The 12205-nt window shown below is 64.5% G+C and carries 10 protein-coding genes; 2 read left to right on the top strand and 8 right to left on the bottom strand.

The genetic code is table 11. From position 1 onward, the window contains the following. Positions 1 to 34: 34 nt before the first annotated feature. The 3 genes from BMIN_RS04950 to BMIN_RS04940 all read right to left on the bottom strand — a co-directional run bounded on the left by BMIN_RS04950 (position 35) and on the right by BMIN_RS04940 (position 5805). Positions 35 to 751, bottom strand: a complete 717-nt coding sequence (locus BMIN_RS04950; protein ID WP_051126400.1) for a GNAT family N-acetyltransferase — start codon at positions 749 to 751, stop codon at positions 35 to 37. Between the two features lie 96 nt (positions 752 to 847). After that, entirely contained in the window at positions 848 to 1810 is a 963-nt protein-coding gene (locus BMIN_RS04945) for a serine hydrolase (RefSeq protein ID WP_022861603.1), read from the bottom strand. A 314-nt stretch (positions 1811 to 2124) separates the two neighbouring features. Then, a complete protein-coding gene (locus BMIN_RS04940; RefSeq protein ID WP_022861604.1) occupies positions 2125 to 5805 on the bottom strand; it encodes a DEAD/DEAH box helicase in 3681 nt (1226 codons plus the stop codon). A 118-nt stretch (positions 5806 to 5923) separates the two neighbouring features. Between BMIN_RS04940 and msrB the strand changes: the two genes are divergently transcribed. After that, the gene (gene msrB / locus BMIN_RS04935; RefSeq protein WP_022861605.1) at positions 5924 to 7006 is read left to right on the top strand and encodes a peptide-methionine (R)-S-oxide reductase MsrB; all 1083 of its coding nucleotides are present in this window, start codon (positions 5924 to 5926) and stop codon (positions 7004 to 7006) included. Here msrB and BMIN_RS04930 read toward each other — a convergent pair. After that, on the bottom strand, positions 6997 to 8802 hold the full coding sequence (locus BMIN_RS04930; protein WP_022861606.1) for a DEAD/DEAH box helicase: 1806 nt from the start codon (positions 8800 to 8802) through the stop codon (positions 6997 to 6999). The genes msrB and BMIN_RS04930 overlap by 10 nt on opposite strands. Positions 8803 to 8981: 179 nt before the next feature. After that, positions 8982 to 9860, bottom strand: a complete 879-nt coding sequence (locus tag BMIN_RS04925) for a sulfite exporter TauE/SafE family protein (protein ID WP_022861607.1) — start codon at positions 9858 to 9860, stop codon at positions 8982 to 8984. Positions 9861 to 10117: 257 nt separating this feature from the next. On the opposite strand from BMIN_RS04925, the gene BMIN_RS04920 reads away from it, so the two are divergent. Continuing rightward, positions 10118 to 10723: a glutathione peroxidase gene (locus BMIN_RS04920; RefSeq protein ID WP_022861608.1), complete on the top strand. Its 606-nt coding sequence runs from the start codon at positions 10118 to 10120 to the stop codon at positions 10721 to 10723. A gap of 322 nt (positions 10724 to 11045) precedes the next feature. Here BMIN_RS04920 and BMIN_RS08075 read toward each other — a convergent pair whose 3' ends face one another. The 3 genes from BMIN_RS08075 to BMIN_RS04905 form a co-directional block, all read right to left on the bottom strand. After that, positions 11046 to 11291: a hypothetical protein gene (locus tag BMIN_RS08075; RefSeq protein ID WP_051126402.1), complete on the bottom strand. Its 246-nt coding sequence runs from the start codon at positions 11289 to 11291 to the stop codon at positions 11046 to 11048. Positions 11292 to 11362: 71 nt separating this feature from the next. Continuing rightward, positions 11363 to 11575: a transposase gene (locus BMIN_RS08725; RefSeq protein ID WP_162138765.1), complete on the bottom strand. Its 213-nt coding sequence runs from the start codon at positions 11573 to 11575 to the stop codon at positions 11363 to 11365. Between the two features lie 264 nt (positions 11576 to 11839). Further along, a complete protein-coding gene (locus BMIN_RS04905; protein WP_033395690.1) occupies positions 11840 to 12154 on the bottom strand; it encodes a transposase in 315 nt (104 codons plus the stop codon). Between the last annotated feature and the right edge of the window lie 51 nt (positions 12155 to 12205).

Below are 12205 nucleotides of genomic sequence, written 5' to 3'. Positions count from 1 at the left end.
CTCCTTTCCACGCATCCCTACCCGGCATCCCTACCTATTTGCCCGACCCACCGGAACTCCGGGAGATCGGCGTGATTCCCGACGTACCGCGGACCGTCCACTCCTCGCGTGTCATACGACGCACGACCTCATCGCGTCGGACGTCGGCTCCCAGCAGGGGACGCGGAACCGACCTGTCGGTTCGCAGCCGGACAAGCCCCAATTTGTCCATGACCCTCGACGATTGGCCGTTCGATACGTCATGGCAGGCATATACGGCCGTCAGCCCCAGCTCATCGAAGCCGTACCTCATCAGCTCACGCGCGGCCTCGGGAACAAGGCCGCGTCCCCAATAAGGACGCCCTATCCAGTAGCCCAGCTCCCTGGCATCGGCCTTTCCGGCAATCTCCTTGAGCCCGATGGACCCGATGGGGCGGCCGTATCCGTACCCGTCTCCTTCTCCGTCTCCGTATCCTTCTGCGTCATCATCCCCATCCCGATCACCGTCATGCTCGACGCGCCCATCCCCACAGGAAACGTCCGCGTCCGCAATCGCCGACTCAGAGGCCCGCAGGACGATCGCATAGGTCAGATCCGCCGACAGCACGTCACGAATGATGCGAGCGCTCTCCTCGACGCTGGAATGGGCGGGCCATCCGGCGCGCGGGCCCACCTCGGGATCCGAGGCATGCCGATACAGCGCCCGCGCGTCACTCGGGTCGTTCACACGCCATGGGCGAAGGATGAGACGGTCCGTCCGAAGAATGGTCATGCCGTTCATTGTACGAACATCCTACAGGAGGGAATCGCAGGGAGAAGCCGGAGGAAGACGATGGAGGGCGAGGCGGCCCCACCGCATGATCCCGACCTACAGCGCCGCGTAGATCGTCGACGCGGCCTGGGCTATCGACGCCCATGAGGATCCATCGGCGAGCACGACCATGACGTAGTCGCCTTTGGTCGTATAGATGATCGAAGCGTCGTGAAGAAGACCGTCAAGGAAACCGACCTTGTCGGCCGCGGTGCCGTTCGAGCCGATTCCGGTGGGCACGCCGGAGCGATACACCTGCGTTTTCATGTATCCGAGCAACATGGACCGTGAATCGGCGTCCATGAAGCTTCCCTGATGCAGACGGGTCAGATAGTCGGCAAGGTCCGAGGCGGTCGTGCTCATGTTCTGGTTCTCGATGGTCGTGTCGTCGAACCCGGCGTCATGCACCTGCTGGTTGACCTCCCCGTATCCCTGCTCCTCCAGCCACGCGACAGGACAGTCGTTGTCGGAGTCGACGATCATCGTGGCGACGCATGATCTCAGCGTCTGTCCGTTCAGCTCGGAATCCCAGGTCTTCTCGCCGCTCTCTACCGCCGAGATCATCGAGTAGGCGACGAAAAGCTTGTAGGTGCTCGCCGACGTGTATCGGGTGCCGGTATCGATTCCCACCACCGTCCCGCCCGTGGACATGTCGATGACGTCCACCGCATAGGTGGCACCGGAGAAGATGGAATCTAGGGAGGTCGTCAATCCGGCGGTCAGGTTCTTCGTCGACGTGGCGTCGGGCACCGACGAGGCCTTCGCGATCGAGGACCCCGCGTCGGAATCCGCAGCGTCGGAGTCCGTGGAATCCGATTCGACCGCGGACGAAGCGGCCTTGGAACCGGAGGGGGATGACCCACGCCAGACGGAAGTCACGGCGTGCCGTACCGTGGAGACCACCGTTGACAGCCGCCCATCCTGTACGAAGACATGAAGCACAAGAAGGACCACGAGAATGGCCGACAGAAGCACCATCGATCTCCGACGTCTATAGCGACGACGAAGGTCGGCCGTCACGCGTCCGTGCCTCGGTGGGCGCCCCGATCGCGGACTAGGGCTCCATTCCACTATCATCAGCCCCTTCCGTATCCGACGACGGCGACGATTCACCTTAACCGTTGGAACCTTAGAACCCCAAAAACGGCGAGTGCTGAGGGGACTCGGAAAGCCCTCTGCGACGAGTCTCCATATGAGCTGGGGGTTTTCTGGGAAATCGGAGAGCCCATCGGAATCCGGCATCGGAACCAGGAGCGCGAAGCGGAATCCGGGGCCACGAAGCGGAATCCGGGGCCGCGAAGCGGAATCCGGGGCCGCGAAAACGAGCCTCCTTCCTACGCGCCGAGCATGGCCAGCAGACTCTCGCGCGTCAGCGAGGATAGAGGCGCCACCGAATCCGACGAGGCCTGGTCCACGAAACGCGACGCGAGAACGGATTTGGCCTGCTGCAGCCGTATGATCCTCTCCTCAATGGTGTCCTGGGCGACCAGCCGGTAGACATCGACGTCACGCGTCTGCCCGATGCGGTGCGCCCTGTCGTTCGCCTGCTCCTGGGCGGCGGCGTTCCACCAGGGATCCGCATGGACCACCACGCTCGCGCCGGTCAGGTTCAATCCCGTGTTGCCGGCCTTCAGCGAGATGAGGAACACCGGGGTGTCGTCTGTATTGAAGGAGTTCACCAGATCCAGTCGCCGCTTCTTGGCGGTCGATCCGGTGATCACGTCGTAGGGCACCTCCAGCTGGTCCAGCCGCTCGCCGATGAGATCGAGGAAACTGGTGAACTGCGAGAACACCAGCATCTTCCGGCCCTCGTCGCGGCACGACGACACCAGATCGGTGATGGCGTCGAGTTTGGCGCAGTCACCCTGGGCTGCGACGACGGCATCGTCGTCCACCAGACGCGGGTCGCAGCACGCCTGACGCAATCGGGTGAGCTGCGCCAGAACCCGGATACGGCCCTCCTGCGTGAACGCGGAGTCATCATGCGAGATCGTCGCGCGAAGGCGCTGCTCCAACGCCGCGTAGAGGCGCCGCTGGGCTCCCTCCAGCCGCACGGTGATGACGTTGTCGATCTTGTCGGGCAGATCATCGAGGACATCGGCCTTGCGCCTACGAAGAATGAAGGGTTCCACAAGATTCTGCAGACGCCGCTGAGCCTCCTCGTCGCCGCTGATGATCGGCAGATCAAAGACCTCGCGGAAATGGGAGTACCGCCCCAGCATCCCCGGATCGAGAACGTCGAAAAGGCTCCACAGCTCCGCCAGCCTGTTCTCGATCGGCGTTCCGGTAAGCGCGAAACGATGGAGGGCGTCGATGGACCGCACCGCCCGCGCGGCCTTCGTGGTGTGGTTCTTGATGGCCTGAGCCTCGTCCAGAGTCATGCTCAGGAACGGCACTCCGTGATAATCGTTGACATCGCGCCGCAGAAGGTCGTAGGAGGTGACCATGACGTCGTACTTTTCCGCGTCAGCGAGGATCGACCGACGCGACGACTTGCTCCCCGCGACCGCCACCACACGAAGCTTCGGCGCGAACCGCGCGCATTCCGCCGTCCAGTTGTAGACCAGCGAGGCCGGGCACACGATAAGATGCGCATGCCGATTCCCGGACTCAGCGGCGGCCTGCGATACAGCGACCTGCGATACAGCGACCTGCGGTACAGCGATCTGCGGTGCGTCGGCAGCGGTGCGCCTCCTCTCCCCCGTGGACGGCGTCGGGGTGCGGGCCGCGAGCAGCGCCAGAAGCTGCACGGTTTTCCCCAATCCCATCTCATCGGCCAGCACACCGCCGAATCCCTTGTCCCACAAGGCGTTGAGCCAACGGAATCCCTCCATCTGATACGGCCGAAGGCTTCCCGAGAAGGAGTCGGGGATGCGATACGCGTCGGGGGCCACCTCCGTCAAAGGACGCATCGCGGCCCGGAACTCCCGCGACTGGTCGCCCTCGTCACAGTTCGCCGCGAGATAGAAGCCTTCGAACAGCGGAACATCCACCGAGCCGCCATCGAAATCCGACCGGTCAAGGTCGAGATCGGCCGAAACGCGATCGATGGATCGGGCATCGACGTTGGAGAGCTCCACGAACGAGCCGTTGCGCAGGCGATGGAAACGCTTCTTTCCACGCAACGACGCCAGAATCCCGGGCACGTCGGCGGGATCGACGTCGTCGGCGATCGGGGATATCTCCACCAGACCGGACGACAGCGACAACCCGTATCGGATCGTCACGCGGGACGACCTGGTCAGTCCATCGAACGCGGATGTGCAGAACACGGTGCCCACCCGTCTGAGCAGCGTCACCCCCTGGGTGATGAGCTCATGGATGGCCTCGTCATCGTCGTCGGGAATTCTGGCCACCGGACCGTCGGGACGTGGGAAATACTGGCGAACGGCCTCCACCGCAAGACGCTCCGTGGCCGTGTCCCGCTCGACGGGGTCGTCGGGGCGCGATCCGTCGAACACCGCGAAACGTCGTCGGCCATAGCGGGCCTGCAGATCGCATGTCACCCCGCTGCGATCACGGTCAAGATAGATCTCGATCACGCAGGGCTCCCGGCGCCGGCCGACGAGTTCGGGAGGGATGGTCGCCGCGATGATCCCGGTCCCGCCCTGGGGCTTCAGCTGAGGAAGCACGACGCGGGAGAACTGATCGACGTCGCCCGCGGCGACCGTCATGTCCGAGGAATCGACGGGACTGCAGAGGACGTCGATGAGATCACGATGCGATATGAACTCACGCCCGGCACGGTGTATCTCGATGGATCGCGCTGCGGGGTCCACGGCGTATCCGGCGTCCCGCACGACGACGAAACCACGGCGTCTGCTCGGGATGACGTCATCGATGCACCGCCGATGCGCGATGGTGTAGCTTCCCGGTGCCGCCTCCGGCCCCTCGGCCGGCGTGATGACAAGGCCCATATCCGGGTCGCCGTCGACCACACGCACCTGGACGTAATCCGCTGCCGCGCCGTCCTCGGGCGCATAGCCCAGCGTCGCGTCCGCATCGGTGTACAGGTCGAGGATCTCGCACGTCTCCTCGTCGGTGAGAAGCATGCCTCCACGGCCCGTCTGGGACGAGCGCCACGGATGGACGCCATATCCGCCGGACATCGCCCTGCGGATGGACTGCGCCCGATCGATGATGTCGATAAGCTCGCGCGACAGTCCGTCGAACATCCGGGATTCATGGACGAACGCCAGATGGCGCCCGTACTCCACCCTATCCCCGTCGCGAACGGCCGACAGAAAGGCGGACACGTCCTTGACCACATAGGACGCGCCGTCGCTTGAGGATATGCCGAGACGGACCAGCCATCCACCCTGGCCCCTGGACAGACGCGGTCGAAGGGTTATGCCACCCTCCTCGCGAAAATCGGGGGCATGCCCCGCAGGGCCCGAAGCCGCGTCGCCACTCTCATGGGACATCGCGCCCACGACGCGCAGAAGTCGGACCTGACGCTCATGCATCTCGTGACGCTCACGACGGGTCTCCTCCGACAGAAACCGCCGAAGCGCGACCGACGTGCCGGCCGACCGCGACCCACGCCGCGCGGGCACCGGAATGGACGTCCCCACCCGGGCGAAGGAGGCGGAATCGTCGTTGAAGGTGCGGACAAGAGCGATCACATGCTTGCACATGCCATGGTTGCGGGCCGCCGCGGGACACGTGCACTGCGATGAGACGATCGCGCCGGGATCCTCGTCGATGACGACCTTGACGGAATAGTCATCGGAGAACCCCTCGGCGACGCTGACCTGGGAACGCAGCACCAGCAGCCCGTTGTCGTCATATCCGCGGGTGAGGCCGTGAAGCCTGTGCGCGACGAGGATCTCGATGCTCCGCAGATACGCCTGTCCCCCGACGCGGCGCAGATCGGCGTCGGAGACGACCGCGTGCCCCGCGCCGGAGTCCTCGTCGCGCACGGCCCCATAAGTGGACGTCGCCGCACGCGATGGGAACCCGCGTCTCCATCCCCCGCGCGACCCAACCTGCTCCGCACGCCAGTCCTCTCCCATATCAGACAACCTCGCACCGCCCTTTCCGCGCAGACCAAGGATACGCGCGGACGTCTACGCACTCTTCCGGAAGCGAAGAATCCGGGACATCCGCGCACACGAATGCCATACTGTGGCTATGTCCGAGAACCATACCCGCAACAACACGAACCATGACGTCCACGATGCCGAGCCTCACGACGATTCCACGACGCGCGGCAACGAGCCCGCACACGCCCCCGGCGCCCATGACGCCGATGTCGACGCCACCGCCGACACCGCATCCGGACGGCGAACCGCCTATCTGGCCGGAGGATGCTTCTGGGGACTCGAGGCGTATCTCGGCCGCATCGAGGGCGTGACGGGAACCACCGTCGGCTACGCGCAGTCGACCATCGACTCGCCCAGCTACGATCAGGTGTGCTCGGGGTCCACCGACGCCGTCGAAACCGTCCGCGTCGACTTCGATCCCCGGCGCGTGACGCTCCGCACCCTGGCGCTTCTCATGGTCGAGGTGATCGATCCGTTCAGCGTCGACAGGCAGGGCAACGACGTAGGGCGCCAGTACCGTAGCTCCATGCTGTTCACCGACGACGAGCAGCGCACGGTCTATGACGGGGTCGTCGATCGCGTCGCCGCGCTGACCGGCCGGACGCCGGCGATCGTCGTGGAGGGCCTGCGCAACTTCTTCCCCGCCGAGGAGCACCATCAGAACTATCTGGACAAGAATCCCGGAGGATACTGCCATATATCCCTCGCCGCCATGTTCCGCGTCGCCGAGCGGCAGAGATGGGTCGAGAAGGCATGGTCGCTTGATCCCGAACGGTTCGCCGTGACGCAGCTCTCCGCCACGGAGCGCCCCTTCGACAACGAGTACGACCATCAGTTCTCTCCGGGAATCTACGTGGACGTCCTCAGCGGGACGCCACTGTTCCTCTCCAGCGACAAGTACGATTCGGGATGCGGATGGCCGGCGTTCTCCCGTCCCATCGATCCCGCGTCGCTGACGGAACGCCGGGATGACTCGATTCCCGGACGGCCTCGGATCGAGGTGCGGTCGGCGGGGACGGGCATCCACCTCGGCCACGTGTTCGACGACGGACCCGACGACCGGGGCGGCCTGCGCTACTGCATGAACTCGGCCTCGCTGAGGTTCATTCCCCGCGACCAGATGGCCGCCGAAGGATACGGCGACTACCTCGCGCTTCTGAATCAGCGCTGACCGCGGCGGCCGCCTGAACGACCGTTCCCACGGGCTCCTGCGGACGAGTTGGAACGCCGGGAGAACGACGGCCGTCCCGAACGCCGACCGCCGTCGCCGCCATCATGGCGCGGAGCGTCCCGACGGTCACGACCGCCGTCGTAACGGTCCGAACGGCCGCCACCGTCATGGTCGTAACGGCTGCGACGCTCCGTACGCTCCGTACGGCCATCCCCTGCGGATCCGTCGCGTGATCCGCGGCCGCGGCCGTATCCGCGCGAATCCCTGCGTCCATCGTCATCGCGAGAGCCGCGATATCCGTCACGGCGCCGATCACCGGAACCGCCACGATCCTCCCTGCGGTCGGATCCCTCATGACGAGGCCCGTCGCCACGGCCACGACCGCCACGCTCACCGTCACGCACGAAACGCGAGCCTGCGCGCGATCCACGGGAACCGCGGCGGGATCTCGATCCTCCCCCACGATGCCCCTGGCCACGGGCCACGGGAGCCGACGACAGCTCCCAGTCCTCCACCAGGGGCGCATGCTCGCCGACAAGCTTCTCGATCTCCTCGGATCCCGGAGTCACCTGCACGGGATTCACATGGATGCCGGCACGACGCAGCATCTGACGCGCATCGCGCTGCTGCTGGGGGAGCACCAGCGTCACCACATCGCCGGATTCGCCGGCGCGAGCGGTTCGACCCGAACGATGAAGGAAGGATTTTGGATCCTCGGGCGGTTCGGTCTGCACCACAAGCTCCACATCACTGACGTCTATGCCACGCGCCGCCACATCCGTGGCGACCATCACGCGCACCTCGCCGCTGGTGAAGGCGGCCAGATGCCGGTCTCGCTGGCTCTGCGACAGGTTTCCCTGCAGATCCACAGCCGGAATTCCCATCTGAACCAGCTTATGGGCCATGTTCTTGGCCTGGTATTTGGTCCGCGTGAACAGTATCCGCCGTCCGGTCCCCGACGCCAGCTGCCGGATCACCTCATGCTTGTTGCCCTGCGAGACGGCGAAGACATGGTGCGTCATGGTGTCCACCTGAGCGTCGGCCGAGTCGACGGCATGGACCTTCGCATCATGGAGGAACTTTCTGACGACCTGATCGACGCCATGATCCAGCGTCGCGGAGAACAGCATGCGCTGGCCCTCGGGATCGACCTGCGAGAGAAGACGCTCGACGGCGGGCAGAAAGCCCATGTCGGCCATCTCATCGGCCTCGTCCAGGACAGTGACCTCCACCGACTCGAGACTCAGAAGCCCCTGCCGGAGCAGATCCTCCAGCCGTCCGGGACACGCCACGACGATGTCGGCTCCGGCGCGCAGCTCACGCACCTGGCGGCTCTGGTTGACGCCGCCATAGACGGTGGCCGTGCGCATGCCGTAGACCTCGGCAAGGGACCGGATGACCTCGTCGACCTGATTGGCCAGCTCGCGGGTCGGCTCAAGAACCAGTCCACGCGGATGGGGCAACGGCCCGCGGGAACGTCCTCCACGGGAGTCGTCGCGGGCGCGGCGGGCCTCCTTCATCGCGGATGCGCCCATATCCTCGGAGCCCAGACGCGCGACCATGGGGATGGCGAAGGCCAGCGTCTTGCCGGAACCCGTCCGACCACGGCCCAGCAGATCACGTCCCGCCAGCGAATCGGGGAGGGTGTCGGCCTGAATGGGGAATGCGCTGGTCTTACCGTCATCGGCAAGAGCCGCGACCAGCGGGTTGGGGACGCCTAGTTCGGCGAAGGAGACGGGTTGAACGTCATCGTCGGCATGGGAGGATGACTGAGAATCATAAGGAAGATTCGGCACGATAGCCTTTCACATTACATGTCAGACCATAGCGCCGAATGCGCTGGCCTGTGAACAAACAATTAAGCATATCAGATACGCGGTATATACGCATTTGGCGTATACGCATACGCGCCTGACGCGCTCGGCCGGGTTCCCGATCCAGCCGGCCGCCACCGTCGGACCGTCCCGAACGGACCTCAACGATATGCGCGAAAGGCCAGATCCGCCGCAAGCGCCACACCGGCCGCCACCGCGGCCCCTCGCATCACCCTTGCGGGAATCCGGCGCGTGATGGGCGGGGCGATGTAGCTTCCCACAAAGCAGCCGATCCCCATCACGATGGCCGCCGGCCAATCGACCACGCCGCGCGTAAGGAAAACGATTGTGGCCGTCACGTTCGCACCGGCCCCGATCACGGTTTTGAGGGCGTTGATCTTATGGAATGGACCGACACGGCCCGCATCGAGCACGGCCAGGACCAGGGTTCCGGCTCCCGCGCCAAAATATCCGCTGTACACGGCCACGGCCGATACGGCCAGCCACACCCACCATGAATCCGAGGACAGCGGGCGGACTCCGTCACCATCCGGAGAAATCATCGCCGATCGGCCGTCCTCGACCGTCCGTGACGGCAGGAAACCGTCATCCCCGACCTGCGACAGCTGTCTTTCGGCATCACGGACGGCCTGCTTCGACTGGCTTCTGCCGCGCGGATTCACGGCGATGACGACGGCGCTGAGAAGAATCAACGGGGGAACCGCCAGTTCGAACACCCTGGGATCGAAGCCCAGAAGCAGAAGGGCACCCACCACGCCGCCGATCGATCCGATAAGAACATACGTGATAACGCGCAGGCGCTGCCCGCGAAGCTCGGCCCGCGCCCCCAGGACGCCGCCGATACCCGTTCCGATGACGCCCACGGTGTTGGTGGCGTTCGCCACCACGGGAGGGATGCCCAACGCCAGCATCGCCGGATAGGAGACCAATGACGACGCACCCACCGCATATCCCAGAAAACCCGCGCCGATACCCGCCACCAGCACCACAAGAAGCGTCAGAGCCGACAATCCCGTCACAGGGGAACCACCTCCACGCCCATCGGCACCATCCGGTCATACGAAACCGGCACCGGGCCCTCCGGCACATCCGTTCGGCGAACTTCTTCGGACATTACACCGGCAGGCGGCGCCGGCAGGCACGATGCCCATGTCCATGCGAACCCATGTCCATGCGAAATGCGGGGTTCCGCCCAAGGCGCACAACACGCGGGCGAGTCATGGTGCAGAGTCATAGTGCAGACATAGTGCAGGCATAGTGCAGGCATAGTGCAGACATGACCATATTCCTCGGACGGGAGAGCCTGATGAACGAGAACACCGGAAACGACAGCACTGATGGCGGAAGCACCTCGAGCGGAGGCACCTCGGAAGCGGGCGCCGACTTGGGCACGCCATCGGCGGGCACGCCATCCAATGACGTCTATGCCATAACCGTCCGAGACCGGGACGGCCGCGAGCGCGACCTGTCCCAATGGCGGGGTCAGGTCCTTCTCATCGTCAACACCGCCACGGGGTGCGGGTTCACGCCACAGTACGAGGGGTTGGAGAAGCTGTACCGCACGTATCACACGCGGGGTCTGGAAATCCTGGACTTCCCCTGCAACCAGTTCGCCGGGCAGGCTCCGGGGACCGCGGAGGAGATCCATGACTTCTGCACGCTTCACTACGACACGACCTTCCCCCAGTTCGCGAAGATCAAGGTCAACGGAAAGGACGCCGGCCCACTTTACGTCTGGTTGAAAAGCCAGCCGGGAGCAACGGGACGGATCGCCTGGAACTTCACCAAGTTCCTCATCGACAGAACCGGCCGCGTCGTCGCGCGGTTCGGCTCGCGGACCACACCGGAGCAGATGGAACGGTCCATCGCCGCCCTGCTGTGATACGCCCCGCCTCATCCGCCTCATCCGTGACACGCACCCGCACCCGCGGATGCACCCGCGTCAGGCCGCCATCATCCCCGCACGCAACGCACGGCACGCGCCCGAATGGGAGGATCCCCCGGATCCCATGTAGGCCCGTGGGGGATAATGGAACGCGTATGTGACCAACCGCATTCCCGAAGGACGGAAAGACTGTGGCTGAGTTTATTGTTCAGATTGGTCAGCCTTCGTAATCATTGCTATTTCAACATTTCTTTGGCGTGTCTACTGACGCAAAATTGTGTCACCATCGTTTAGGATCAACAGTTGTGTCAAGCCTGTGTCATCTACTTCGCTTGTAAGGCAACGCATCGCTGGTGGCTTCCAAGCCGTCCGCGACCCACGCGGCATCAGTGTCCGAAAGCGAGCTGAACCACTTGTACAGATCGCCGGGCAAGAACTCGTAACGTTGACCGCATCTGACAAGCAAAGGTTTGAGCAAACCAGCCTCCCGCCAGTCCGTCAGCAAGACATCTCCTGGCTCATTCCAATTGATGTTGCCAGTGACTTTGACGATGATACCGAACACGCCACCGTCGTCGACTTCAGCGATGACGACCGGGCGCGTTTTGCCGACGCCTGGATGATCCTAGGGTGAGTTTACACTAGTTGGGTTTTGGCTGGTTTTTTCAGGTAGACGGCGATGAGGATGAGCTGGAGGTCGGCGAGGAAGGTGGCGTCGAGCCTGTCGTAGCGGGTGGAGGCCTTGCGGTGGTGCTTCATGCGGTTGAAGACGCGTTCGACCATGTTCCGCCCCTTGTACGCCTCCCTGTCGTAATCCCATGGGGCAGTACGGTTCCTCTTGGGCGGCACGGCTGCCGCCAGGCCGAACGACTCGGCGGCAGCCGGGTCGGATCCCCCTCGTACGCGCGGCCCATGAGCGGGCGCGCGCCCATGAACGCGCCGAGCGCGGCCATCGAGCGGCGCCCGTGGGCCGCGTCGTGCTCGTCGCCCGGGCTCAGATGGATCTCGACGAGCGTGCTCTCGCCGTCGGATACCACGCGGACTTTGGTGTTCCGCCCTCCCTGGGAGACGCCGACGGACCGGGAATCCCCTTTTTCGGCGCCCGGCCGCGTGCTAGTGGACCTTCACGCCCGTGGAGTCCATGGCGGGCACCCGGATCTCCACCCCGACGATCCGCTCCTCCTGCAATGCCGTGAACAGGCGCCCTGTCGCGCCGTTCCTGGACCAGCGGTCGAACCGCTGGCAGACGGTGACCCACTTGCCGTAGCGCTCCGGCAGGTCCCTCCACGGGGCTCCCGTGCGGCACATCCACAGCAGGGCGTTGACGAACGTGTAGTTGTCGACCGCCACGTTGCCGCGCTGGCGCGGCAACAGATGCGCGACCCTCATGAACCGGTCAAGCGTGAGGTCATACCTCGGCGTACACATACGGCAATTTCACGCAAAACTTAAAATAGGGCCTTTCACTGTTTGGTGTGG

This window comes from Bifidobacterium minimum, assembly GCF_000741645.1.
Classification (GTDB): Bacteria; Actinomycetota; Actinomycetes; order Actinomycetales; family Bifidobacteriaceae; genus Bifidobacterium; species Bifidobacterium minimum.
This window is presented reverse-complemented; position numbering and strand designations above follow the sequence as displayed.